This is a genomic window from Kitasatospora sp. UYEF31, from assembly GCF_057291755.1.
Map to the genome: position 1 here is coordinate 152,352 of NZ_JBXAWK010000004.1, position 25,927 is coordinate 178,278.

General features: G+C 70.8%; 19 protein-coding genes. 8 read left to right on the forward strand and 11 right to left on the reverse strand.

Annotation, left to right across the window (positions count from 1 at the left end):
- Both AC0Z36_RS03455 and AC0Z36_RS03460 read left to right on the forward strand, forming a co-directional pair.
- Entirely contained in the window at positions 1 to 1,482 is a 1,482-nt protein-coding gene (locus tag AC0Z36_RS03455; protein ID WP_485461179.1) for an ATP-binding protein, read from the forward strand.
- Positions 1,479 to 2,012 (forward strand): GerMN domain-containing protein, encoded by a 534-nt coding sequence (locus AC0Z36_RS03460; RefSeq protein WP_485461147.1) that lies wholly within the window; start codon positions 1,479 to 1,481, stop codon positions 2,010 to 2,012. Before AC0Z36_RS03455 ends, AC0Z36_RS03460 begins: the two co-directional genes overlap by 4 nt.
- A 175-nt stretch (positions 2,013 to 2,187) precedes the next feature.
- Here AC0Z36_RS03460 and glnII read toward each other — a convergent pair whose 3' ends face one another.
- Positions 2,188 to 3,207, reverse strand: a complete 1,020-nt coding sequence (gene glnII / locus AC0Z36_RS03465; protein WP_485461148.1) for a glutamine synthetase — start codon at positions 3,205 to 3,207, stop codon at positions 2,188 to 2,190.
- Positions 3,208 to 3,460: 253 nt separating this feature from the next.
- Between glnII and AC0Z36_RS03470 the strand changes: the two genes are divergently transcribed.
- The gene (locus tag AC0Z36_RS03470) at positions 3,461 to 4,357 is read left to right on the forward strand and encodes a hypothetical protein (protein ID WP_485461149.1); all 897 of its coding nucleotides are present in this window, start codon (positions 3,461 to 3,463) and stop codon (positions 4,355 to 4,357) included.
- Positions 4,358 to 4,440: 83 nt separating this feature from the next.
- Here AC0Z36_RS03470 and AC0Z36_RS03475 read toward each other — a convergent pair whose 3' ends face one another.
- Positions 4,441 to 5,127 (reverse strand): helix-turn-helix domain-containing protein, encoded by a 687-nt coding sequence (locus AC0Z36_RS03475; RefSeq protein ID WP_485461150.1) that lies wholly within the window; start codon positions 5,125 to 5,127, stop codon positions 4,441 to 4,443.
- 372 nt (positions 5,128 to 5,499) lie between these two features.
- Here AC0Z36_RS03475 and AC0Z36_RS03480 point away from each other — a divergent pair, with 372 nt between their 5' ends.
- Complete coding sequence (locus AC0Z36_RS03480) at positions 5,500 to 8,088, forward strand: tetratricopeptide repeat protein (protein ID WP_485461151.1); 2,589 nt, start codon at positions 5,500 to 5,502, stop codon at positions 8,086 to 8,088.
- Between the two features lie 1,294 nt (positions 8,089 to 9,382).
- Positions 9,383 to 11,602 (forward strand): NADP-dependent isocitrate dehydrogenase, encoded by a 2,220-nt coding sequence (locus AC0Z36_RS03485; RefSeq protein ID WP_485461152.1) that lies wholly within the window; start codon positions 9,383 to 9,385, stop codon positions 11,600 to 11,602.
- A gap of 204 nt (positions 11,603 to 11,806) precedes the next feature.
- Here AC0Z36_RS03485 and glnA read toward each other — a convergent pair whose 3' ends face one another.
- On the reverse strand, positions 11,807 to 13,216 hold the full coding sequence (glnA, locus tag AC0Z36_RS03490; protein ID WP_485461153.1) for a type I glutamate--ammonia ligase: 1,410 nt from the start codon (positions 13,214 to 13,216) through the stop codon (positions 11,807 to 11,809).
- A gap of 340 nt (positions 13,217 to 13,556) precedes the next feature.
- Here glnA and AC0Z36_RS03495 point away from each other — a divergent pair, with 340 nt between their 5' ends.
- Complete coding sequence (locus AC0Z36_RS03495) at positions 13,557 to 14,003, forward strand: RDD family protein (protein ID WP_485461154.1); 447 nt, start codon at positions 13,557 to 13,559, stop codon at positions 14,001 to 14,003.
- Positions 14,004 to 14,096: 93 nt separating this feature from the next.
- Here AC0Z36_RS03495 and AC0Z36_RS03500 read toward each other — a convergent pair whose 3' ends face one another.
- The 4 genes from AC0Z36_RS03500 to lipB form a co-directional block, all read right to left on the reverse strand.
- Positions 14,097 to 14,783, reverse strand: a complete 687-nt coding sequence (locus AC0Z36_RS03500) for a DUF4191 domain-containing protein (RefSeq protein ID WP_485461155.1) — start codon at positions 14,781 to 14,783, stop codon at positions 14,097 to 14,099.
- A 93-nt stretch (positions 14,784 to 14,876) separates the two neighbouring features.
- Positions 14,877 to 15,227, reverse strand: coding sequence for a hypothetical protein (locus AC0Z36_RS03505; RefSeq protein ID WP_485461156.1), 351 nt, complete (start codon positions 15,225 to 15,227; stop codon positions 14,877 to 14,879).
- Between the two features lie 212 nt (positions 15,228 to 15,439).
- Positions 15,440 to 16,402 carry a lipoyl synthase gene (lipA, locus tag AC0Z36_RS03510; RefSeq protein WP_485461157.1) on the reverse strand — a complete coding sequence of 321 codons (963 nt, stop codon included), beginning with the start codon at positions 16,400 to 16,402 and terminating at the stop codon, positions 15,440 to 15,442.
- Between the two features lie 194 nt (positions 16,403 to 16,596).
- On the reverse strand, positions 16,597 to 17,391 hold the full coding sequence (gene lipB / locus AC0Z36_RS03515) for a lipoyl(octanoyl) transferase LipB (RefSeq protein WP_485461158.1): 795 nt from the start codon (positions 17,389 to 17,391) through the stop codon (positions 16,597 to 16,599).
- A 262-nt stretch (positions 17,392 to 17,653) separates the two neighbouring features.
- Here lipB and AC0Z36_RS03520 point away from each other — a divergent pair, with 262 nt between their 5' ends.
- Positions 17,654 to 19,027 carry an NsdA family TPR-like regulatory protein gene (locus AC0Z36_RS03520; RefSeq protein ID WP_485461159.1) on the forward strand — a complete coding sequence of 458 codons (1,374 nt, stop codon included), beginning with the start codon at positions 17,654 to 17,656 and terminating at the stop codon, positions 19,025 to 19,027.
- Between the two features lie 143 nt (positions 19,028 to 19,170).
- Here AC0Z36_RS03520 and AC0Z36_RS03525 read toward each other — a convergent pair whose 3' ends face one another.
- The 4 genes from AC0Z36_RS03525 to lpdA form a co-directional block, all read right to left on the reverse strand.
- A complete protein-coding gene (locus AC0Z36_RS03525) occupies positions 19,171 to 20,520 on the reverse strand; it encodes an NAD(P)/FAD-dependent oxidoreductase (RefSeq protein WP_485461160.1) in 1,350 nt (449 codons plus the stop codon).
- A gap of 148 nt (positions 20,521 to 20,668) precedes the next feature.
- The gene (locus AC0Z36_RS03530) at positions 20,669 to 21,565 is read right to left on the reverse strand and encodes a TIGR01777 family oxidoreductase (protein ID WP_485461161.1); all 897 of its coding nucleotides are present in this window, start codon (positions 21,563 to 21,565) and stop codon (positions 20,669 to 20,671) included.
- Positions 21,566 to 21,770: 205 nt separating this feature from the next.
- Positions 21,771 to 23,612, reverse strand: a complete 1,842-nt coding sequence (gene sucB / locus AC0Z36_RS03535; protein WP_485461162.1) for a 2-oxoglutarate dehydrogenase, E2 component, dihydrolipoamide succinyltransferase — start codon at positions 23,610 to 23,612, stop codon at positions 21,771 to 21,773.
- A gap of 325 nt (positions 23,613 to 23,937) precedes the next feature.
- A complete protein-coding gene (gene lpdA / locus AC0Z36_RS03540; RefSeq protein WP_485461163.1) occupies positions 23,938 to 25,326 on the reverse strand; it encodes a dihydrolipoyl dehydrogenase in 1,389 nt (462 codons plus the stop codon).
- Between the two features lie 265 nt (positions 25,327 to 25,591).
- Between lpdA and AC0Z36_RS03545 the strand changes: the two genes are divergently transcribed.
- Entirely contained in the window at positions 25,592 to 25,897 is a 306-nt protein-coding gene (locus tag AC0Z36_RS03545; protein ID WP_485461164.1) for a hypothetical protein, read from the forward strand.
- The last annotated feature ends 30 nt before the right edge of the window (positions 25,898 to 25,927 follow it).

Sequence of the window (25,927 nt, forward strand, 5' to 3'; positions counted from 1 at the left end):
CTGCGCCGCCTGGCCACCGCGCTGGCCGGCGCACTGTCCGGTGCCCGGGGCCTGCGGGCCCGCCTGATGACCGCGTTCCTGGTCGTCTCGGCGCTGAGCGCGCTCATCACCGCGGTGCTGACCTTCGGCGAGGCCCGCCGCGGGATCCTGGAGCGTACGCAGAACGCCGCCGTCCACGACCTGCGCGTCCAGATCGACTCACTCGCACCCGACCTGCCCTTCCCGCCCACCACGCAGGACCTGCAGAACTTCACCCTCCAGCTCGACCGGGCCGGCGGCTCCCGCGACTGGCGGACGTCCGCGGCCTACCGGAGCGGACCGGCCGTGCCCGAATCGCTCTCCGAAGGCCAGGACGCCGTCTCCGACAGGCTCCGCGCCGAGGTCCGCGAACACAACACCACCGTCTACCAGCGGGTGGAGCACGGGGGAGAGCCCTGGTTCGTCATCGGCATGCCGGTCGACTTCGGGGGAGCCGGTTCCATGAGCCCGCAGGACGGCGGGCCGTCCGGCCTCGCCGTGTTCGCCCAGTTCTCGCTCGCCCCCGAGAAGCAGGACACCGCCGCACTGGTCAACGCGGCCCAGGCGGGCGCCCTGCCCGCGCTCGCACTGGCCGTCGTCCCCGCCCTCTTCGCGGCCCGCCGGGTGCTGCGGCCCGTACGGAAACTACGCCGGGCCGCCGAGAAGCTGACCACGGGCGCGCTCGACACCCGGCTCCAGGTCACCGGACGGGACGAACTCGCGGACCTCACCCGGACGTTCAACGACATGGCCGCGGCCCTGGAGAAGGACGACGCCGAACTGCGCCGGCTGGAGGCCACCGCCCGGCGCTTCGCCGCGGACGTGTCGCACGAACTGCGCACACCGCTCGCCGCCATGGTCTCGGTCACCGAAGTCCTCGACGAGGACGCCGGGTCGCTCGACCCGGAAACCGCCGGAGCCGTACGGCTGATCAGCTCGGAGACCAGGAAACTCGCGCGCATGGTCGAAGACCTGATGGAGGTCTCCCGTTTCGACGCGGGAGCGGCGGCGCTCCACCTCGACGAGGTCGACGTCGCCACGGCCGTACGGATGACCCTCCAGTTGCGCGGGTGGGAGGACCAGGTCGACACGGACCTGCCCGCCGGCACCCGAGCCCGCTTCGACCCGCGCCGCGTCGACGTCGTCCTGGCCAACCTCATCGGCAACGCACTGCGCCACGGCGGCGCACCCGTGCGGGTCGCGGCACACCTGGCGGACGGTCACCTGGTGGTCGAAGTCGCGGACAACGGCCCAGGCGTCGACGCGGAAGTCCTCCCGTACGTCTTCGACCGTTTCTACAAGGCCGACGCGGCCCGGGGCCGTTCCGAGGGGAGCGGCCTGGGGCTGGCCATCGCGATGGAGAACGTGCGCCTGCACCAGGGCACCCTCACCGCCGCGAACTCACCCGGCGGGGGCGCGGTCTTCACCGTCGTGCTCCCCGACACCCCGCAGGAGGACGAGTGAAGCGCCTCATCCCCGCACTGGCGGCGCTCCTGGCGCTCACCGGCTGCGGGATCGGCACCACCGGGACGGTGCGGGCCGGTGACCCCGCGCAGGGCATCACAAAGCCGGGCGAGCGGGCGTACACCGCCCGGCTCTACTTCCTCGCCCCGTTCGGCGTGCGCGCGGTGTCCCGCCCGGCGTCCGCCCCCGTCACTCCCCAGCAGGCGCTGGACCTGCTGGTCGCCGGTCCCACCGCGGAGGAGCTGGCGCGCGGGCTGGTCAGCGAAGTGCCAGAGAACAAGGGGCTGTTCCGGGCAGTCGTCAGGGACGGCGGAGTCGATGTCCGCAGCCTCCTGGCCGTCACCCGGATGGAGGCCGTGGCGATCAACCAGATCTCCTGCACCGTCGCGAACGCGGCCCTCACGGGCGCCGCGGTGGTGGACGACATCGATGTGCGCTTCTACGAAGAGGAGTCGAACTCACCCTGGACGGTGCGCTGTTCCGGGAACAGCGGCGCGGCGTATCCCGCGCCCCGGCCGAGCGGCAGCTGAGGTCCCGCGGGCCGGGGACCGCCGGCTGACACGTACTGAAAGCCCGTCAGGTCGTTTCGAGGACGACCCGACGGGCCTTCAGGGCGCTGGTGGGTTCAGGCCTGGTGCCGGTGGATCTGACCTGGTGTCGGCGGATCAGGCCAGGTGCCTGCGGATCAGGTCGGCTGTTTGTGGATCAGGCCTGCCCGGCCTTCTCCAGCGCCGCGCAGCAGGTGTTCGTGATAAGCCGGGTCACCACGTACGGGTCCACGTTCGCGTTGGGGCGACGGTCCTCGATGTAGCCCTGCTTGTCCACCTCGACCTGCCACGGGATGCGCACCGAGGCACCGCGGTCGGAGACACCGTAGGAGTACTCGTTCCACGGGGCGGTCTCGTGCAGACCGGTCAGCCGGTCCTGGATGCCGAAACCGTACTCCTGCACGTGCTCCTCAACCTTGCCCTCGGCGCCCAGCGACTCGCACGCCGTGATGATCGCGTCGTAGCCCTCGCGCATCGCCCGGGTGGAGAAGTTGGTGTGCGCGCCCGCGCCGTTCCAGTCGCCCTTGGCCGGCTTGGCGTCCAGCGTCGCGGTGACGTTGAAGTCCTCCGCGGTGCGGTAGAGCAGCCAGCGCGCGATCCACATGTGGTCGGAGACCTCAAGCGGCGCGACCGGACCGATCTGGAACTCCCACTGGCCCGGCATGACCTCGGCGTTGATGCCGCAGATGGCCAGGCCCGCGGCCATGCAGTGGTCCATGTGCTTCTCAACGATGTCGCGGCCGAAGATCTCGTCCGCGCCGACGCCGCAGTAGTAGCCGCCCTGCGGGGCCGGGAAACCGGCCTCGGGGAAGCCCAGCGGGCGGGCGCCCACCATGAAGGTGTACTCCTGCTCGATGCCGAAGACCGGCTCCTGGGCGCCGAACTGCTCGGCGACCGCCCGCAGCGGCGCGCGGGTGTTCGACGCGTGCGGCGTGCCGTCGATGTCGAAGACCTCGCACAGGACGAGGAGGTTGTCGCCGCCGCGGATCGGGTCCGGGCAGGAGAACACGGGATTCAGGACGCGGTCCGACGCGTGGCCCTCGGCCTGGTTGGTGCTGGAACCGTCGAAGCCCCACGTCGGCAGCTCGGCGCCGTCGGCCAGGATCCGGGTCTTCGAACGCAGCTTCGCGGTCGGCACGGTGCCGTCGATCCAGATGTACTCGGCCTTGAAGCTCACGGGCGCCGTCCTCGCAGGGGAAGGATGTGGTTGATGCCCGGAGGATGGCAAGCCTCCGTTGCCCGGCTGTTGCACTTGTGTTTCCACTACATGAACTGGGCCGATTGTCAGACAGATCACGTGCGGGGTCCGTACGGAGCGCTGTCACTCCGTGACGCGCGACAGCCACACCCGTACGGGCCGGTTGGCAAAACGCCGCTCAAGCGTCTCCCGCAACCCGGCGGCGACTACACGGCCGGGTTAAAATCCGAACATGAGCCGCGATGAATCGACGGACCAGCCGGACCAGCCGGACCAGCCGGACCAGCCGGACCCCACCCGACCCGATGCCTTTGTGGTGTCCCCCGTGCGGTCCGACGCGGCGCGGACCACGTGGCCGGTTCCGGTGCTGCCGCATCAACAGGGCGCGTCCCACGCCGGGTTCGCGCCGTACCGCCCGGCGCAGACCGAACCGCGCAGGTTCGGCGCGCTGGGCCTGCTGTGGGCGTGTGTCCCGGCGTTCTCCCTCGGATTCCTGGTCTGGCTCCCGTTCGTCTGGCTGGCGGTCCGGGACCGCCAACGGCGCGTCGCGAACATCCTGTCCGCGGTGTTCTACCTCTTGGGCTTCTCGCTGTCCATGGCATACCTGCCGGCCGAACAGGACAGTTCCGGTACCTGGTCCGCCCTGTTCCTGCCGATCTGGCTCGGCGGGACCGTGCACACGGCCATCGCCGTCGGCCTCGCCGAGCGACGGCCCACGGCCGGTGCGGTGTACTCCCGGCCCGCGTCCCGGCCAGCGTCTTCTGATCCCGTCCGCACCGCCAACGAGGAGGCCGTCAAAGCGGTTCTGGCGGTGCAGGAGCGCCGAGACGCGGCCCGGAGACTCGCCACGGACAACCCCGCCCTCGCCCTCGACCTGTGCGTCGGCCGCCCCGACCTGCCCCGTGCGTACGACGACGGCGGCCTGGTCGACGTGAACACGGTCCCGGCCGGGGTGCTGGTCAGCCACCTGGGCTGGACCGCCGACGAGGCCGCCGACGTGATCACCACCCGCACCCGCCTGGGCGGCTTCTCCGACGCCCGTGAGGTCACCGCGTTCACCGAGCTGAACCCGGCCCGGGTGGACGTGGTGTGGCGGGTGCTGTTCTTCTCGGGCCGGGTCGAGCCCTGAGGCGGCGCTCCCAAGACCGATATCCCCAAGATGGTGATCATCCGGGCGGCGGATTCAAGCGGTGCTCGCAACACCCCTGATCTTCAGGACGCCAGCAGCGCCCAGAACCGCTCCACCGCGGTCGCCCGCTCCGGAGCTTCCGGCCGCTCACCCGGCTGCGCCGTCCCCCACCCCCACATCGCACTCGCCGCCTGCCCTTCGTGATGGATCACCTGCAACGCATGCTCGACGGCTCCCTGACGCAACGTCGGAACCAGCCGCAGCAGCACGGAAACCTGCGGCTGCCAGCGCCCGTCAACGACCCGGTCTATTACGTCCCGCAGATCGTCTTCGCGCCCGGTCGCCACCACCAGGCCGTACGGGTCCAGGTGCAACGCCTGCGCCAGCCGGAGGGTCTGGTGGGCATCCCCGTCCCAGCGGAGCCCGGCCTCCAGCCGGACGTACGCCTGCGGGGTGATCATGAGCCGCCGGGCCAGCTCCGCAGGGGACAGGTCCAGGGCCAATCGATGATCGCGTACGGTCCGCGCCCGGTCGATCATCAACTGACCTGGGGAACACCACAAAACCCGGGCCAGGGCGACGAGTTCGTGTTCTCCCGGCAGCAGTGCGCCGGACTCCCAGGCGAGGAGTTGGGTGGCGAACACCGTCACTCCGTGCGCGGCCATGCTCTGCGCCACCGCGTCCGGGGTCAGCCCGAGAGCTCTGCGCGAGGCCCAGGCGGCGGCCGGGTCGAACGGGACAGGTCGGGGTGCGCGAGCGCGTCTTCGCATGTGTCGTGATGGTAGGCAGCGACCATGGGGTTGCCCAGGAACGGATCATCCGGGAAACACGGCCACAGGGAGGGCCCGGTTCGGATGATCCGCCGGTCCGGTTCCCGTAGTCGTGGACGTATCCGTCGGCCGCCACCTGGGGGATGGGCCCGGACAGGGCAGCCGACTTCCACGAACATCGAAGCGGAATGGAAACTCCGGCTGCGCCGCCTCCTGCGTTCCGGCCCCCGGCGGGGCTTCACCGTAGAGGTAGTGCGATCACGCGGTTAGATCAGTGCCGCACACTCGCCTAACCGGGTGGGGGCGTCATCCGTCGGGCATCATGGTGCCCGTCCGTGTCGTGAGGGTGACTGCGGTGGTGACGGGGGAGCGATGGACGGGACACACAACACCATCAGCGGCGGTGAGTTCACCGGCCCGGTGATCCTGGCGCGGGTGGTTCACCAGCACGCGACCCAGACCGTACGGCGACCTCCGAGGCAACTGCGTTCAGCTTCAGGGAACTTCGTCAACCGTGTGGCCGAACTCCAGCTGCTCGACGCCGCATTGGTCCCGCAGGCAGGGCCCGTTGTCGTCGTCCTCGCCGGCATGGGGGGTGTAGGCAAGACAGCGACCGCGCTGCGCTGGCTCGCGGGTATCCAGGAGCGGTACACCGGCGGCAGTCTGCACATCGACCTGCGGGGCCAGGATCCGGACACCTCGATGGCGCCGACTGCCGTACTGGACCGGTTCGTTCGCGACCTCGGCGTTCCACCCCAGGACATCCCCGCCGATCAGGAACGGCTCCCCGAACACTTCCGTTCCCGCACGTCGGAACAACCGGTGATCGTGTTCCTCGACAACGCACGTACGGCCGGGCAGGTGCGCCCTTTGCTGCCGGGGCACCCGGACAACCTTGTCGTCGTCACCAGCCGGCATACCCTGGCGGGTCTCACCGCCAGCCACGGCGCTGTCCGGATCCCGGTGAAGCCGCTCGGCGAAGACGACGCAGCCGTGCTGCTGACCGCCATGACGGGGCAGACCGATTCGGCGGCGGAACTCGCGTGGGCCTGCGGGGGCCTGCCGATCGCCCTGTGCCTGATGGGCGCGCACGTGGCCGGACAGCTGCACGCGACCCTCGTCGACGCCGCGTCCGCGGTGGGCGGCAGTACCCGCCACGGCCGCCCCGGCCCGGACTGGGAGGTGCTCTCCATGCCTGACGACGACATCTCGGTACGCGCGGTCTTCGACGTCTCCTACCGATCACTGCCGCCCGACGCGCAACGGTTGTACCGCTGCCTCGGACTTCATCCGACCCCGGCGTTCGACACCCGGGCCGCCGCCTCCGTCGCCGGACCCGACGCACCCGGGACACGAGGACTGCTCGACGTCCTGGTGCGGGCGAGCCTGCTCGAAGCGGATCCGGGCGCGGGCTGCTTCCGCATGCACGACCTCGTCCACGCGCACGCGACCGACATGGCGGCGGCGGAGCCCGAGGCGGAACGAACGGCCGCCCAGAACCGCATCGTGGACGGCTACCTGGCGCGCGCCGTCGAAGCCGACCGCGCGGTGAGTTCCCGCTGGCGCCACGGTCCGGCTTTTGCCGACCGCGCTCTGGCCGACCCCGCTCCCGCCGGTCCGGCCGAACCCGGCTACCGGGATCCGGGATCCGCGCTGGACGCGCTGGAACGGGACCGCGACAACCTCGTCGCCGCTGTGCGTCTCGCCGCCCGCATCGGCAGACACGATGTGGTGTGGCAGTTGTGCGAGGCGCTGTGGGGCCTGTTCTTCATGCGGCGCCACTACACGGACTGGATCGAGACCTACCGGCTGGGCGTCCGCTCCGCCGGACTGACAGGCGACACGGTCGCCGACGCGCGTATGCGACTTCAGCTGGGATTCGCCCACTTCGAGCGGAACGCGGGTGCCGCCGACGAGGCCGAAGCCCACCGGGGCTTCACCGAGGCCCTGCTCTCGGCACAGGACACCGGCCACGCGCGCACCACGTCCAGCGCGTTGGAATCGCTCGGCTTACTCGCGCTGCGCTCCGGCGATCCGGGCCTCGCAGCCGAGCACTTCGATCAGGCGGTCAACGCGCTCGACGGCGTCGACCATCCACGCGGGCGGGCGTTGCTCACCCATCACCTGGGCCGGGCGCTGGCACTCAGCGGACAGGATTCCGAGGCCGTGGCCCGGCTGACAGTCGCCCGGCAGGCGTTCGCGGACCTCCCCGACCCGTACAACGAGGCCCGTGCCCTCGCCAGCCTCGGTGAGGCCCACCTCCGGGCGAACCGGCCCAGGAAGGCGGCGACCGCGCTCACGGCAGCGCTTCCGCACATGCGGGACAACGGCGTGCGGCACGAACAAGCCCGTATCCAGCACCTGCTGGGCGACGCCCGGGCCGCATCCGGGGAAACAGCGGAGGCACACACGGCGTGGCTGGCGGCGGCCGACCTGTACACGGAGCTCGGCGATCCGCGCGCGGTGGACCTTCGCCAGCTGATCCCCGGACGCCGGCCCGCGACCCACAACAACGTCCGCCTGGAGACGCAGTCGTTCGTCGGGCTCAGCTCCGTCGACGACAAGATGGGCGTCCGTCAGATGAGCGTCGGTCCCGGTGCCCAGTGCGGCGGGGTAGCGGCGCAACGCCACCACCCGGCCCTCGATGGCGACAGCCGTCATCGTCGCGGGATCCACCGGGGAGCGGCGCGGGCCGACCACGGTATCCGTACCGGGCAGTTCGACGGGGTGCGCCACCACGGGACCGGCCGGCTCGGGCAGGCCCAACCGGTCGTAGAACAAGGCACGCAGCGCACGCGCCGACCCGCCGGGGAGGGACGTTGCGTGATCGGTGACGTCAGTGACGTCAGTGACGCCCGCATCGGCCGCGGAGCGGGCCGCCGCCACCGCGTCGATCTGCGGTGCCAGGGGCGTCCGCGTATCGACCCGGGCCAGCAGCGGGAGCAGCCGGGCGATCGGTGATGCCCCGGCCAGGGTGCCCGCGGCGGGCATTCCGGACAACAGTGTCGGCACACCGAGGGACGCACCGTAGAAGGTGACCGACCCGTAGTCGCCGACCACCGCGTCGGCCGCCACCAGGGCGGCTTTCCACCCGTCGCCTTCGGGGCGGATGACCGTCAGCCCGGCGGCCTGGAGCGGCGCCAGCCAGGACCGCACCTGCCAGGGGCTGTGCGCGTACCAGACATTGGGGTGGATTATCGCCGCGGTACGGAATTCATCGCGCGGCAGGGTCGCCAGGGCGTGGCGCAGGATATCGAAGGACTGGCCGAGTTGTGATTCACGACTCCAGGTGGACGAGACCGCCACGAGTCGCTGTCCGGGGAGCAGTCCCCAAGCGGACCGGTATTCCTCGCGGAAAGGAAGACTCGCGCGCAATTCGTCCAGACAGGGGTCGCCGGCCACGACGGCTGCGGGGAGCGCTTCGGGGCAGCCTGTCGCGAGGCGGTGCAACTGCTCGACATGGGACAGCACCACAGCCGACGGGACCACGGTCCCGTCGTGGGTCAGCCACTCGGCGGTGAGCCCGAAGCTTCCGGCGCCGGTGTCCCCGGACTTCGGCGCTCCGCTACCCGGCTCCCGGCTCCCGGCTCCCGGCTCCCGGCTCCCGGCTCCCGGCTCCCGGCTCCCGGCTCCCGGCTCCCGGCTCAGTATTTTATTGTATCCGGCCCCGTGTGGGGTGCCGATTATCGGAGCCTGTACCCGGTGGAGGTCCCCGCCCCGGCTCGTCGTTACAGCCAGGTCGAATCTGGTGTCGACCGCCTGCTCCCACGGGAGGCACACGAGCCCGTTGTCGCGGATGAACTCCGGGATCCCCTGCTCGAAGGCCGACGATCCCGTGCACGTGAAAACAGTCTGTATCCGGGTGTCCCCGTCGAAAAGCCGCAGCAGATCAAGCAGACGGGTCGCCGACGTGACGTTGTGGATGACCCCGAGAACGGTCCGCTCGGGCCGTACGGTCAGCCACCGGTCCGCCGCAGCGCCCACCGGAAGGGCGACCTGACCGCCCCGAGGAGCCCCGAGCATCCGTTCCCCCCCATGCTTCCGACTTCCGCCAGACCCTAGCCGAACCGCGCGCGGTACTCCCGCGGCCCCGGCTCCCGATCCGATCTGCCCAGATCCGATCCGCCCCCGCCTTCCCCCACCTCCCTCCAGTTCCCCGACCTCCCCCTGCCCCGCACAGGGGCCGGTATCGCGGAGAGGCCGGTCACGAGATATCTTGACGTCAAGACGTTGTAGACGCGAAGGCGGAGTACCGGTGACTGAGTCGACCATCATCTATACGCACACCGACGAGGCCCCGGCCTTGGCGACGTATTCGTTCCTCCCCGTGATCCAGGCGTACGCCTCGACCGCGGGCGTCAGCGTGGAGACCCGCGACCTCTCGCTGGCGGGCCGCATCATCGCGGTCTTCCCGGAGTACCTCCAGGAGGGCCAGCGCACCGCGGACGCCCTCGCCGAGCTCGGCGAGCTGGCGAACACCCCGGAAGCGAACATCATCAAGCTGCCGAACGTCTCGGCCTCGGTGCCGCAGCTGAAGGCCGCGATCGCCGAGCTCCAGGGGCACGGCTACGCGTTGCCTGACTTCCCGGACGACCCGAAGTCCGACGAGGACAAGGACGTCCGCGCGCGGTACGACAAGGTCAAGGGCAGCGCCGTCAACCCGGTGCTGCGTGAGGGCAACTCCGACCGCCGCGCGCCCGCCTCGGTCAAGAACTACGCCAAGGCGCACCCGCACCGCATGGGCGCGTGGACGGCGGAGTCGAAGACGAACGTCGCGACCATGGGCGCCGACGACTTCCGCTCCACCGAGAAGTCCGCGGTCATCGCCGAGGCGGGCACGCTGCGCATCGAGTTCGCGGGGGACGACGGCACCACCACCGTCCTGCGTGAGTCGGTACCCGTACTCGCCGGCGAGGTCGTGGACGCCGCGGTCCTGCGCGCGGCCGTGCTGCGTGAGTTCCTCACCGCGCAGATCGCCCGCGCCAAGGCCGACGACGTGCTGTTCTCGGTGCACCTCAAGGCCACGATGATGAAGGTCTCCGACCCGGTCATCTTCGGCCACGTCGTGCGCGCCTTCTTCCCGAAGACGTTCGCGGCGTACGGTGCGACCCTCGCGGCGGCCGGGTTGAGCCCGAACGACGGCCTCGGCGGCATCCTCAAGGGTGTCCAGTCGCTGCCCGAGGCCGCGGCCATCAAGGCGTCCTTCGACGCCGAGCTCGCTGACGGCCCCGCCCTGGCGATGGTCGACTCCGACAAGGGCATCACCAACCTGCACGTCCCGAGCGATGTCATCGTCGACGCCTCCATGCCGGCCATGATCCGTACGTCGGGCCGCATGTGGGGACCGGACGGCAAGGAAGCCGACACCCTCGCGGTCATCCCGGACAGCAGCTACGCCGGGATCTACCAGGTCGTCCTCGACGACTGCCGCGCGCACGGCGCCTACGACCCCGCGACGATGGGCTCCGTGGCCAACGTCGGCCTGATGGCGCAGAAGGCCGAGGAGTACGGCAGCCACGACAAGACCTTCGAGATCGCCGCGGCCGGTACGGTCCGCGTGGTCGACGGCGGCGGCAACGTCGTCCTTGAGCAGAAGACCGGCGCCGGCGACATCTTCCGGATGTGCCAGACCAAGGACCTGCCGATCCAGGACTGGGTGAAGCTCGCGGTCACCCGCGCCCGCGCGACCGGCAACCCCACGGTGTTCTGGCTCGACGAGGACCGCGCGCACGACGCGCAGCTGATCACCAAGGTCAGGACCTACCTCGCGGACCACGACACCGACGGCCTGCGGATCGAGATCATGACGCCGGAGGACGCGATCGCGTTCTCCCTTGAGCGCATCCGCCGCGGCGAGGACACCATCTCGGTCACCGGCAACGTGCTGCGCGACTACCTGACCGACCTGTTCCCGATCCTTGAGCTCGGCACGAGCGCGAAGATGCTCTCGGTCGTCCCGCTCATGAGCGGCGGCGGACTGTTCGAGACCGGCGCCGGCGGCTCCGCGCCCAAGCACGTCCAGCAGCTCGTCAAGGAGAACTACCTCCGCTGGGACAGCCTGGGCGAGTTCCTCGCCCTGGCCGTCAGCTTCGAGCACCTCGCGACGACCACGGGCAACGCACGCGCCCAGATCCTCGCCGACACGCTCGACAAGGCGACCGGCACGTTCCTCAACGAGGACAAGTCGCCGAGCCGCAAGCTCGGTGGCATCGACAACCGCGGCAGCCACTTCTACCTCGCCCTCTACTGGGCGCAGGAACTGGCGGCGCAGACCAAGGACGCCGAGCTCGCCGCGGCGTTCGCCACCCTCGCCCGGACGCTGGCCGAGCAGGAGCAGACCATCGTCGGCGAACTGATCGCGGTCCAGGGCTCCCCGGCCGACATCGGCGGCTACTACCTGCCCGACGCCGCCAAGGTCGCCGCCATCATGCGCCCGTCGAAGACCTTCAACGCGGCCATCGCGACCCTGGGCTAGCATCCCCACCGCGTCGATCATGTACGGAATTCCCCTGTAGAGATCGCCAAGGGGCATTTTGTACATGATCGACGCAGCTCAGCCGGTGAAGCACAGAAGGCCGCCGACCACGCTCAACGAGCAGCGGTCGGCGGCCTTGTCTGTGGGGGCACCCCTCAGTGGGGGAGTGCCACTCCGGATCTCCTGCCGGATTCAGACGCCGGATCAGATGTCGAAGTACAGCTCGAACTCGTGCGGGTGCGGACGCAGCTGGATCGGCGCGATCTCAGCGGTGCGCTTGTAGTCGATCCAGGTGTCGATCAGGTCCTGGGTGAACACGCCGCCCTCGAGGAGGTACTCGTGGTCGGCCTCCAGGGCCTCAAGCACCGCCGGGAGCGACGCCGGGACCTGCGGGACCGCGGCGTGCTCCTCCGGGGCCAGCTCGTACAGGTCCTTGTCGACCGGCTCCAGCGGCTCGATCTTGTTCTTGATGCCGTCCAGGCCCGCCATCAGCTGCGCGGCGAAGGCCAGGTAGGGGTTCGCCGACGGGTCGGGGGCGCGGAACTCGACGCGCTTGGCCTTCGGGTTGCTGCCGGTGATCGGGATGCGGATCGCCGCGGAGCGGTTGCGCTGCGAGTACACCAGGTTGACCGGCGCCTCGAAGCCCGGGACCAGACGGTGGTACGAGTTCACCGTCGGGTTGGTGAACGCGAGCAGCGACGGCGCGTGCTTGAGCAGGCCGCCGATGAAGTAGCGGGCCATGTCCGAAAGGCCCGCGTAGCCCTGCTCGTCGTAGAACAGCGGCTGGCCGTCGGTCCACAGCGACATGTGGCAGTGCATGCCCGAGCCGTTGTCGCCGAAGATCGGCTTCGGCATGAAGGTCGCGGTCTTGCCGTTGCGCCACGCGACGTTCTTCACGATGTACTTGAAGAGCATCAGGTCGTCGGCCGCGGCGAGCAGCGTGTCGAACTTGTAGTTGATCTCAGCCTGGCCGGCCGTGCCGACCTCGTGGTGCTGACGCTCGACCTGGAAGCCGGACGCCTCCAGCTCCAGGGAGATCTCAGCGCGCAGGTCGGCGAAGTGGTCGACCGGCGGGACCGGGAAGTAGCCGCCCTTGTACCTGACCTTGTAGCCGCGGTTGTTGTCCTCGGAGCCCGTGTTCCACGCGCCGGCCTCGGAGTCGATGTGGTAGAACGACTCGTTCGCGCCGGTGGCGAAACGCACGCTGTCGAACACGTAGAACTCGGCCTCGGGGCCGAAGTACGCGGTGTCGGCGATGCCGGTGCTCTTGAGGTAGCGCTCCGCCTTCTTGGCGATGTTGCGCGGGTCGCGGCTGTACTCCTCATCCGTGATCGGGTCGTGGATGAAGAAGTTGATGTTGAGCGTCTTGTCCTTGCGGAACGGGTCGAGCCGCGCCGTCGACAGGTCGGGGCGCAGGGCCATGTCCGACTCGTGGATCTGCTGGAAACCGCGGATCGACGAACCGTCGAAGGCCAGCGTCTCGGCAGGATCGAAGATCTTCGCCGGGATGGTGAAGTGCTGCATGACGCCAGGCAGGTCGCAGAACCGGACATCGACGAACTTCACGTCGTTGTCGGAGATGTACCGCGCCACCTCTTCGGCGTTGTTGAACATCCATCCTCCTCGACCCGGCACCAGGCACGGGGTTGTGTAGTTCTTCGGGGACAGCCTTCATCCCCGACGGTCACTGTGGCTGAACGTAGGAGTGGGCGGTTTCCCGACCGTGTCCCCAGTGTTTCCCCCAGGTTACGCAATCCTCCAACCGGACGAATGCCCAAGTGGGGGGCCTGGCACTGTGACACACCTTTCACCAGCGGGGGGTCATGAAACGTCACGACCCGGGGAAGACCGCGCGCGGACCACATCAGCCGGGGGCCGGGGGGTCGTCCCCCGGAAGACTCAGTAGCCGGGGGTCGGGGGGTCGTCCCCCGGAAGACTCAGTACCGTTGTACGGGTGGACACCAACGCGCGGAACGCACCCCAGCCGGGCACGGAAACCGACGGCTACCGCGGGGAGCGCCTCGGACTCCCCGGGAGCGGCTCAGGGTCGCTCGCCCCGGTGGGCCGCAGACTCGGCGCCCTGCTCATCGACTGGCTGCTCAGCTACATGATCGCGCTGGCCTTCCTGGGCCACGGCGACGCGAGCTCGATCGGCACCAGCTGGGGCACCCTCGCGGTGTTCGCGGCGGAGAACATGATCCTCCTCAGCACCATGAACACGACCTTCGGCAAGCGGCTGCTGAAGCTCCGGGTGGTCTCGCTGCGCACAGGCCGCCCGACGCCGGGCGCGATTGTCGTCCGTACGCTCCTGTTGTGCCTGGTCTTCCCCGCCGGCATCTATGACCGTGACGGCCGCGGCCTGCACGACAAGGCAGCGCACACCGCGGTCGTCAACGCGTAGGAGACCGGAGCCCCCGGCAGAAGAAAAACGGCGGGTGCCCGACCTGTTCCCAGGTCGGGCACCCGCCGTCGACGTTGACGGGGGAGTACGGGGCTACTGGCGCGGTCCGCGCGGCATCCGGGCGCCCTTGGGCATCGGGCCCTTCGGCATCGGCATGTTCGACAGCAGGTCACCCAGCGCGCGCAGGCGGTCGTTGACCGTGCCCACCTGCTGCTTGGTCATGGTGACCGGGAGCTTCATGATGTGCCGCTGTAGCTTCTTCAGCGGAACCTGGCCCTCTTCGTCACCGACGATGACGTCGTAGACGGCGATGCCGTCGGCGACCCGGGCCATCTTCTTCTTCTCCGCGGCGATCAACTGCTTCACGCCCGCCCCGCGGCCTTCACCGACCAGGACGATGCCGGGGCGGCCGACGGCCCGGTGCACCATGTCCTGGCTGCGGTTGGCGGCGACGCCGGGACTGACGACCCAGCCGCGCTTGAGCGACTGGAGTACGGCCGCGCCGGCACCCGGCTGGCCCTCCATCTGCCCGAGTACGGCCTTCTCGGCGCGTCGGCCGAACATGATCGCCGCTACGAGGAGACCTGTCAGCGCACCCAGGACGCCCAGGTACACCGGGTGTCCCCACCAGAACCCGATCGCCAGCACGACCGCGAAGACGATCAGGCCGTAGCCGGCCACGATCAGGCCGACCTTCGGGTCGGACTTCTTCGTCATCTGGTACGCGAGCCGGATCTGCTTCAGCCGGCCGCCGTTCTCTGCTGGTTCCTTGCTCGCCATGCGCAAGAGAATACGTGGTCGCAGCCAACTCTCCGACAAGTGCCCGGAGTTTTTGTCCGGCCACCACCGGCACCGGACCTCCGGCGCGGACGGTCAGGCTTCGCCGGCCGCGTTCTGGCGGTTGTTCAGCCGCTGGAGGATGTCCCCGGCCTCCGCCCGCTCGCGGGCCCGGCTGCGGTCGGCGCACACGGCGGTCCAGGCGTTGCGGCGCGCGGTGCGCTGGCTGCCCTGGAACATGAACATCGTCTCGACTGTGCGCAGCACCCTGCCGACGGCGGCACGCTGGGCGGCGGCGCCGAGGTCGAGGGCGCCGCGGATCGCGGTCACGTTGTCGTAGGCCGTCCGGTCGGGTGTGGCGGATGCGGTCTGCATGGTCGTCTGCCCCCAGAGTGCGGGCCGGTCCGCGACGGGGCGGACGGGTCCTGAGTCGGAAATCGAAACCACAGCCCCCGGTGTACGGAGTCCGGTGGGTGGTGCGGGTCGCTCTGAACTCTCGCGACCCTGTGTTACCAGTCGATTGCGTACGGGTCAAACCGCGGTGAAGGTATTTCCCACGGTGTGGGACCCGCGCCGCCGGGCGGAGGTGCGCACGGCGGTCCGCGGCCGGGACCCGGAATGGCCGGATCCCGACGCGCGTGTGCCTGCCCGGCGGCCGGTCAGACCGCCGGGGCCTGCTGTCCGCGGTGCTCGAGCGCCTGGCGGTAGAGCCGGCCCGCGCGGTACGACGAACGCACCAGCGGCCCGGACATGACACCGGCGAAGCCGATCTCCTCAGCCTCTTCGCTCAGCTCCGTGAACTCCTCCGGCCTGACCCAGCGCTCCACGGGGTGGTGGCGCACGGTCGGCCGGAGGTACTGCGTGATCGTGATCAGTTCACAGCCCGCGTCGTGCAGGTCCTGCAGCGCCTGGCTGATCTCCTCGCGCTCCTCGCCCATGCCCAGGATCAGGTTGGACTTGGTCACCAGGCCGGCCTCACGGGCCGCGGTGATCACCGACAGGGAGCGCTCGTAGCGGAAGCCGGGGCGGATGCGCTTGAAGATGCGCGGCACCGTCTCCACATTGTGGGCGAGTACCTCAGGACGGGAGGAGAAAACCTCAGCCAGCTGGTCGGGCTGCGCGGTGAAGTCCGGGATCAGCAGTTCGACGCCGGTGCCGCCCGGGTTTTCAACAGACGCTGTGAGTTCGTGGATGAGCCGCACGGTCTCCGCGTACAGCCACGCCCCGCCGTCGGGCAGGTCGTCACGGGCGACACCGGTGATCGTGGAGTACTTCAGACCCATGGTCCTGACCGACTCGGCGACCCGGCGCGGTTCGTCCCGGTCCAGGGCGTCCGGCTTGCCGGTGTCGATCTGGCAGAAGTCGCAGCGCCGCGTGCACTGGTCGCCGCCGATGAGGAAGGTCGCCTCGCGGTCTTCCCAGCATTCGTAGATGTTGGGGCAGCCGGCTTCTTCGCAGACGGTGTTCAGGCCTTCGCTGCGGACCAGTTGCTTCAGCTCGGTGTACTCCGGGCCCATCTTCGCGCGCGTCTTGATCCACGAAGGTTTGCGCTCGATCGGAGTCTCCGCGTTGCGGACCTCCAGTCGGAGCAGCTTGCGGCCGTCGGGCACAACAGCGGACACGCGTGATCCCCCTTGTATGGGTGGCAAAGCGGATCTACCAAGGATTCGAAGGCGTCCGCTGGTCGGTGCTTCACAGAGTACGCCTCCGTGCGGAACCTTCCGTAAACGGGGAACGACAAGCCCCCGTCAGGGATTCCAACACTGGAGCGTCGACTGCGTCACAGGAAGTCAAAGGCAGGACGGGGGCGTACGGTTCACAACCGCGCCGGAAGCCGCCCGAACACCTCGGCGAGGTGCTTCTCGACGAGCGGCAGCACCTCGGCGACCGTGACCCGGCGGCCCAGCTCCTGACTGAGCGAGGTCACCCCGGCGTCCCGGATGCCGCACGGCACGATCCGGTCGAACCAGGTCATGTCGGGGTCGCAGTTGACCGCGAAGCCGTGCATCGTCGTCTTGCGGGCGACCCGTACGCCGATCGCGGCGATCTTGCGGTCGTCGCCGCGCTGCCCGGCGTTGGACGGGGCGTACTGCGGACCCGCCAACCGGGCATCGAACTCGGGATCTTCGCGCGGGTCCCTGGAAATCCCCGGAGCCAGCTGGAGGTTCAGGCCGCCGGCCGCGGGGACGGGGGCCTGCGGCACCGGGTCACCGAGGACCCACACGCCGCTGCGCCCCTCGATGCGGGTCGTCTCCAGGCCCAGTTCCGTACACAGGCCCAGGAGCGCGTCCTCAAGCCGCCGCACGTGCGCGACCACGTCGACCGGGTCGCCCAGGCGCACGACCGGATAGCCGACCAGCTGCCCCGGGCCGTGCCAGGTGATCTTCCCGCCGCGGTCCACGTCGAGCACCGGGGTGCCGTCCACCGGGCGCTCGGACGGTTCGGTCCGGCGGCCCGCGGTGAAGACCGGCGGGTGTTCGAGGAGGAGGACGGTGTCCGGGGCGTCGCCCGAGACCACCGAAGCGTGGAGGGCGCGCTGCATCTCCCACGCCTTCTCGTACGGCACGGCGTCCTCGCCGGTTCCGGCGTATACGAATCGCAGATCAGCCACGCGCCCACACTACGTCTCCGCCGCCGCAGGCCCGCACGGGCCCCTTTCCCCGCCTCCGGAAGCCGCCCGGTGGAACGGAAGTGGAACGCTTGGGCCGGACGGTCACCCGTAGGGGTCAAAGTTGCCGCCGTACGGGTTGAAACTCCCAGGAAATCGCTAGATTCAGGCCGTTCCCGGAGCGCTGACACGCAACTTCCACGCCTGCCGGGACCACTCCACATCCACCGCGCGAACGAACAGTGAAGGGGAGGCGCGGCCGGCGATGACACCGAGGGCCGAACGACGTCCCAACCATCGCTTGGCGGCACTCGTCGAAGAAGCGGCCTTTTCCCACGCGGGCCTGGCCCGACGGGTCGACCAGCTGGGCGCCGAACAAGGTCTCGACCTGAGGTACGACAAGACGTCCGTGGCCCGCTGGCTGCGCGGACAGCACCCACGCGGTGCCGTCCCCAACCTGCTGGCCGGAGTCTTCACCCACCGGCTCGGCCGGAAACTGAGCGCCGAGGACCTGGGCATGGCCGGCTGCCGGCCCGACTACGCCGGACTCGAGTACGCGTCAGGTCCTGCCGAGGCCGTCGACATCGTCACCGGCATGTGGCAGGCCGACGCCGCACACCGCGCGGCCCTGGTCGACGCGGCCTTCACCCCCGGCGCGCTGGTCGTCCCGAGCCGGGACTGGCTGATCGGGACGGGCGACGAGGAACCAGCCCGCGCCGACGGCGTCCGGGTCGGCGGCGGCGACGTCGCCGCGGTCCGCGCGGTGGGCGAGGCCTTCCGCCGCCTGGACGCCACCTTCGGCGGTGGCCACGGCCGCCAGGCCCTGGTGCGCTACCTCGACACCGAGGTCGCCGCGATGCTGCGCGGCACGTACGACGGCCGGACCGGCCGCGAACTGTTCGCGGCCACGTCCTCGCTCACCCGGCTCGTCGGGTGGATGGCGTACGACACGGGTGTGCACGGCATGGCCCAGCGCTACTTCGTCCAGGCCCTGCGGCTGGCCCAGGCGTCCGGCGACCGCCCGCTGGGCGGGCACGTGCTGACGACGATGAGCCGGCAGGCCGTCTACCTCGGCCACGGCCGCGAGGCCGTGCAACTGGCCAGGGTCGCCCAGCAGGGCGTGGGCGCGTCCGCCACCCCGCGCGTCCGCGGCGTCTACGCGGCCGTCGAAGCGCGCGGCCACGGACTGCTCGGCGACGCGCGGGCCTGCCGGGCCGCCCTGTCCCGGGCCGGACAAGCGCTGGACAGCGCGGACAGCGGTGACGACGACCCCGACTGGGCGGACTTCTTCGACGAGGCCCAGCTCGCCGACGAACACGCGCACTGCTTCCGCGACCTGGGGGAGCACCGGCTGACCCGGGAGTACGCGGAGACCGCCCTGCGCCTGCGCGACCCGCGGTACGCCCGCAGCAACCTCTTCTCCCGTACGGTCCTGGCCTGTGCGCTGGTCGGCCTCGGCGAGGTCGAGAAGGCCTGCGCGGTGGCGACGGAGGCCACCGAGCGGGCGGAGGGCCTGCGGTCGGTGCGCGCGGTGGAGTACATCCGCGACTTCACCCACCGGCTCGGCCCGTTCCACGAACTGCCCGCGGTGCGGGAGTTCATGGAACGGACCGACGGGTTCGCCGCGGTGCTCAGTTGACTTCGCTGAGACGACCGGCCTGAGGTGACCGGCCTGAGACGGCCGGCCTGAGCCAGCCGGCCTGAGCCAGCCGGCCTGAGCCGGCCGGCCTGAGGTGACCGGCCTGACACGACCGTCGCGGTGGGCCGTCGGGGTGGGCCGGATCACGCAGCCGGGCGCCGGTTCCCCGCCCGGCGGCCCGCCGTGGCGAGCGCAGCGCTGAGCGGCACCGCGGCCACCCGCAGGTCCGCGAGCGCCGAGCGGGCCGCCCTGGCACCCGAGGCCAGCGCGCCCTGCAGCGAACTGGAGTCACGGTGGTCGCCGCACACGTACAGTCCGGCGAGCACTCGCACGGGACGGCGGAAGTTGTGCCCCGGCTCCACCACCGGGACGGCACACGGCAGGTGATGCGTCGTCAGGTGCTGCCACGTCCGGGTGTCCCCGCCGTACAGGACCGCGAGCCGTTCGCGGACCCGGACCTCCAGCTTGTCGAGGTCCCCCCCGTCGTACCCCAGCACGGTGGAGGCGATCAGCGCCTTCCCGGCCGGGGCGTACGCGGGGGACACCGAGGACAGGACCGCCGTGTGCGCGACCGGGCCGCGGCCGTCCGCGTCCAGCAGCCACCCGTCGTCGGCCGACGGCACGGCGTCCGCCGTGTGGTAGAGCGTCGTCACCGGGTGGAACCGCGGCCGGCGCAGCCCCGGCAGCAACTCCAGGGCCGCCCCCGGATCGGTGGCCACCACCACCATGCGGGCCCGGACCTCCCCCAGGACGTCGGTCACCACCCGGTCGGTGGACACACTGAGGACCCGTACGCCGTACCGGACCGTACCCGGCGGCAGCGCCGCCGCCAGCTGCGCCGCGATCTCACCCATGCCCCGCGCGGGCAGGACCGCCCGGCCGCGCAGGAACGTGCGCAGCGTCAACTCGGCGAACCGGCCTGAGGACTCCAGACCGGGGTCGTGCAACAGCGCGCTCAGCAGTGGGCGGACCGTACGCCCGCCCAGTGCCGCAGGCAGGGCGAGCAGCGCCGCGCAACGGTCGGCGGTGGTTTCCGCGCCCGTCAGGATGTCGGCGGCCCTGCTCTGCGCGACCTGCTGGAAGGCGGAGTTGAGGGCGTTGTGGTTCTGCGGGCGCAGCGTGCTGAACGCCCGGCGCGGGTGGCGCAGCGCCGACTTGGGGTTCCAGCCGCTGTCCGGCCAGGCCCGCACCTGGTCGGCGATGCGGTGCCGGCGGCCCCCGGTGTACAGCAGGACCCCCGGGCTGAACGCCTTGACGTCGAGCCTGCCCAGGTCCAGCTGCCGTTCGACCTGCGGGCAGGCGGTGGACAGACGCTGGAACCCGCGGTCCACGGTGAACCCGTCGACCGTGTCGGTGCGCACCCGGCCGCCCGGCCGGTCACCGGCTTCCAGGACTGTGACCTGAACCCCTGCGGCGGTCAGGTGACGGGCCGCGCTCAGGCCCGCCGGACCGGCTCCCACCACGACCACATCGGTGCGCTGCGTATCGGACACAGTCGTCCTCCAGATCCCCTCGGGACGCGGTGTGGGAGCCGGAGCTGTGCAACTCCCGGTATCCGCCCAGGAGTCATACCCAGCGCGGTCAGCGGATAGCGCCCGGCAGCGGCTGATACTTGTCCGGGCCGGGAGGTTTGACGATCAGTCAGGCGGTGCGCAGGGCCTCGGTGACCGCGGCGTCCACCGTCGGATGGGCGAAGGTGAACCCGGACTCCGTGAGGACGGCGGGCAGCGCCCGCTGGCCGCCGGTGATCTCCCCGGCGAACTCGCCCAGCACCAGGCGCAGTGCGAACCCCGGGGCGGGCAGCAGCGTCGGCCGGCGCAGCGCGCGCCCCATGGCCGCGGTGACCTCGGCGTTGGTGACCGGGTGCGGGGCGGTGAGGTTCACCGGGCCCGAGACGTCCGTCCGTTCGATCAGGTGACGCATGGCGTTCACATGGTCGGTGCGGGAGATGAAACTCCAGTACTGCCTGCCCGAACCGAGCTTGCCGCCCAGGCCGGCCCTGAACAGCGGGAACAGCCGTCCCCACGCCCCGCCGTCCGGCGAGACCACCAGGCCCGTGCGCAGGTGCGCGACGCGCACTCCGGCCTCCGAGGCGGGCCGGGTGGCGGCCTCCCAGTCCCGGCACAGGTCGGCGAGGAAACCGTGGCCGTGCGGCGTGCGCTCGTCCACGGCCTGGTCGCCGGTGTCGCCGTAGAAGCCGACCGCGGACCCGGCCAGGAACACCGGCGGGGGAGTCCCCAGGACGGCGATCGTCCGGGCGAGGGTGCGGGTGGTGTCGAGGCGACTGTCGCGCAGGGTGCGTTTGTACGCGTCGGTCCACCGGTGGTCGCCCACCCCGGCCCCGGCGAGGTTGACCACCGCGTCCGCGCCCTCCAGCGCGGCGGGGTCCAACTGCCCGGCGGCGGGGTCCCACCGCACTTCGTCCTTGCCTTGTGCGGGACGGCGGACCAGCCGGACGGCCTCATGGCCGTCGGCGGTCAGCGAGCGGATCAGGGCGGTACCCAGGAGGCCGGACGAACCGGCTACGACGATGCGCATGGAGACATCCTTGCCCAGTTCTCCGCCCTGAGCCGCAGCGAACATGGACGTTGAGTCCCCTCTGGAGATCGTTGAGGGGACTTTTCCACCTGATCGACGCGGCGGGCCCGCTGTAACGCCGGGGGGCGGGCCCGCTGTAACGCCGGAGGGCGGGCCCGGAGCCCTGCGGCTCCAAGCCCGCCCTCCGGCGGTTACAGCAGCGGTACTACAGACCGAGGTCGCCCTCGAAGGCGCCTTCTTCGAGGCGGGCCTTGACCGTGCCCAGGAAGCGGGCGGCGTCCGAGCCGTCCACGATCCGGTGGTCGTACGACAGGGCCAGGTACACCATGTCGCGGATGGCGATGGTGTCACCCAGCTCCGGGTGCGAGACGACCACGGGGCGCTTGACCGTCGCGCCGATCCCCAGCATGCCGACCTGCGGCTGGTTGAGGATCGGGGTGTCGAACAACGCGCCGCGCGAACCGGTGTTGGTCACCGTGAACGTGCCGCCGGCCAGCTCGTCGGGCTTCAGGCCGCCGTCGCGCGTACGGCCCGCGAGGTCCGCGGTCCGCTTGGCGATGCCGGCCAGGTTCAGGTCGCCCGCGTCGTGGATGACGGGGACGAACAGACCCTTCTCAGTGTCCACCGCGATGCCGATGTTCTCGACCGCGTGGTAGGTGATCGAGTCGTCGTCGTTCACCCGGGCGTTGACGACCGCGTGGACCTTCAGCGCCTCGACCGCGGCCTTGACGAAGAACGGCATCGGCGAGAGCTTGACGCCCTCACGCTGGAGGAAGCCGTCCTTCGCCTTGGCGCGCAGCCGCATGATGCGCGTGACGTCGACCTCGACCACGGTGGTGAGCTGCGCCGAGACCTTCAGCGAGTTCACCATGTGCTTGGCGATGGCCTTGCGGACCCGCGTCATCGGCACGGTGGTGCCGCGCAGCGGCGACGGCGCGGCCGCGGTGGCCGGGGCCTTCGCAGCGGCGGACTCCGTAACCGGGGCGGTGGCCGGAGCAGCCGCCGCCGGGCGGGCCCTGGCCGCGTCCAGGACGTCCTGCTTGCGGATGCGGCCACCGATGCCGGTGCCGGTCAGCGTGGACAGGTCCACGTCGTGCTCGGCGGCCAGCTTGCGGACCAGCGGCGTCACGTACGCGCCGTCGCCGCCCTGAGCCTTCGCGGTGGGTGCGGGGGCAGCTGCCGGAGCCGGAGCCGCGGCGGGCTCCGGTGCCGGGGCGGCGACCGGAGCGGGCGCGGGGACCGGAGCCGGGGCGGGCTTCGGGGCCTCCTGGACCGGAGCCGGAGCCGGAGCCGGAGCCGGAGCAGCGGCCGGAGCAGCGGCCGGGGCCGGAACAGCCGGGGCCGGAGCAGCGGCCGGGGCCGGAACAGCCGGGGCCGGAGCAGCGGCCGGGGCCGGGGCCGGAGCAGCCGGAGCCGCGCCCGGGGTGCCCACGATCGCGACGACGGAACCGACCTCGACGGTCTCGTCCTCGGCGACGCGGATCTCCAGGAGCACACCGGCGACGGGCGACGGGATCTCGGTGTCGACCTTGTCGGTCGAGACCTCAAGGAGCGCCTCGTCGGCGGCCACGGCGTCGCCGACCTGCTTGAGCCAGCGGGTGACGGTGCCTTCCGTGACCGACTCACCGAGCGCGGGCAGCGTGATCTCGGTGCCCTGGGCAGCGCCGCCCTGCGCCGCGGGGGCGGCCGGGGCTTCAGCAGCGGGGGCGGGGGTGGCCGGCGCGGCGACCGGAGCGGCCTCCTGCACCGGGGCGGGGGCAGGAGTGGGCTCCGGCTCCGCCGCGGGGGCCGGGGCTTCGACAGCGCCCGTACCGTCGTCGATGATCGCCAGCACGGCGCCCACCTCGACGGTCTCGTCCTCCTGGGCCTTGATCGAGGTCAGGATTCCGGCGACGGGGGCGGGGATCTCGGTGTCGACCTTGTCAGTCGAGACCTCGAGCAGCGGTTCGTCCGCCTCGACCCGGTCGCCCTCCTTCTTCAGCCAGCGGGTGATGACACCCTCCTGGACGCTCTCGCCGAGCGCGGGCAGTGTTACTGAGACCGGCATGGGGTCTGGGACTCCTTCGTACGCTTCCGTGGCATAGAGCGACCGGCGGTAGGTCTCGCCGCGTTACGGCACCTGACGCGGCACTCCGCCGCGTCGGCCGCGCGCCGACGCCCGAAAACAGGGCGACGGCGCACGTCCGCCTTGCGAGCCACCACGTCAGGCACCGCTCCTTACCGGCGATACCTACCGACGGTCGCTCTTTGAAAACTCGACGCGCGCTGCTCCGCCGGGCACGGCCCACCGGCCGGCCCCCGCCGCGGAGCGCTCTGTCGCAGAGCGCTCCGCGGCCGGGCCGGTGCCGGACACCGCGACGCGGGTCAGCGGCTCAGTCGTGAACGTGCAGCGGCTTTCCGGCGAGTGCCAGGAAAGCCTCGCCGAGTGCCTCGGACTGGGACGGGTGCGGGTGGATGAGCTGCGCGACCTCGGAAGGCAGAGCCTCCCAGTTGTAGATCAGCTGGGCTTCGGCGATCAGCTCGCCCATGCGGGCGCCGACCATGTGGATGCCGACGACCGGGCCGTCCTTGAGCGCGACGACCTTGACCTCGCCGGCGGTCTTGAGGATCTGGGACTTGCCGTTGCCGCCGAGGTTGTACTTCAGCGTCGCGAGCTTGTCCTTGCCGTAGCGCTCCTCGGCCTGGACCTCGGTCAGGCCGACGGAGGCGACCTCCGGGTCGCAGTAGGTCACCTTCGGCACACCGGTGTAGTCGACCGGGACCGGGTTCAGGCCGGCGATGTGCTCGGCGACCAGGATGCCCTCGGCGAAGCCGACGTGTGCGAGCTGAAGCGTCGGGATGAGGTCGCCGACCGCGTACACGCCGCGCACGTTGGTGCGGCAGTACTCGTCGGCCAGCACGTAGCCGCGGTCCATCGCGACGCCCTGCTCCTCGTAGCCGAGGCCCGTGGACACCGGGCCGCGGCCGACGGCGACGAGCAGGAGCTCGGCCTCCAGCTGCTTGCCGTTGGCCAGCGTGACCTTGACGCCCTTCCCGGTGTACTCCACACCCTGGAAGAACGAGCCGAGCTCGAACTTGATACCGCGCTTGCGGAACGCGCGCTCAAGGAGCTTGGAGCTGCTCTCGTCCTCGACGGGCACCAGGTGCGGCAGACCCTCGACGACGGTGACGTCCACGCCGAAGGACTTCCAGGCGCTGGCGAACTCGACGCCGATGACGCCGCCGCCCAGGATGACCGCCGAGGCCGGCACGTGGTCGATGACCAGCGCGTGGTCACTGCTGATGACGCGGTCGCCGTCGATGGCCAGGCCCGGCAGCGACTTCGGCTGCGAGCCGGTGGCCAGGACGATGCTGCGACCTTCGTAGCGCAGGCCGTCGACCTCGACGGTGTTCGGTGCCACCAGGCGGCCCGCGCCCTCGACGACCGTGATCCTGCGGCTCTTGATCAGACCGGTGAGGCCCTTGAACAGACGGGAGACCACACCGTCCTTGTACGCGTGTACAGCCTTGATGTCGATGCCCTCGAACGTCGACTTGACGCCGAAGGAAGCGGACTCGCGGGTCTGGTCGGCGATCTCGCCGGCGTGCAGCAGCGCCTTGGTCGGAATGCAACCGTTGTGCAGGCAGGTGCCGCCGAGCTTGCCCTTCTCAATAAGGGCGACGTTCATCCCCAGCTCGGCTGCACGCAGCGCGCAGGCGTAGCCGCCGCTACCGCCTCCGAGGATCACTACATCGAAAACGGCTCCGGCGTCGTTCGCCACGTCCCCATCCTCCTGATGCTTGCGTGCCGCCCCGGCTCTGTGGGCTCCAGGCGGCACGGGCGCCTTCTTGTGGAAGGCGCAGTATGTGCCGGGACAACATCCTCGCACTTGTCGACCGGATGCACGCACTCTGGGCCCGGTTTCCCTGCCACACGGGTGGCTGGTAAGCAGTAACGCCGGTCACGGCGTCGCTACCGGCCCGCGCCCACGTCAACCGTCACACTGTGCTGAAAAGTCCCGCATTCGAACACTGGAGGACCACACCATGGGGCTGTTCGGACGATTCAGGGCGAAGCGGGCCGGTCGGTCCCTGGCCGCCGAAGCGGTCGACCACCTGGCCGGCTTCCTCCGCACACGGCGCGGGGTGGAGGCGTACCTCGAACCCACGACGCACGTCAGCGGTACGACGCTGCTGCTGGTCGCGGACACCGGGGAGTGGACCCGCCGCCGCGTCGCCGGCCCGGAGGCGGGGCGGGCGTTCGCGAAGAAGCACAGCCTGCCGCTGTACGACGCGGCGGTGGTCGGCTACCCGCAGCGGATGCGGGAGTGGGACCGGCGGCAGAAGGGCTGACCCGCAGGCGCCCGCGCGGGGGACGGCCCC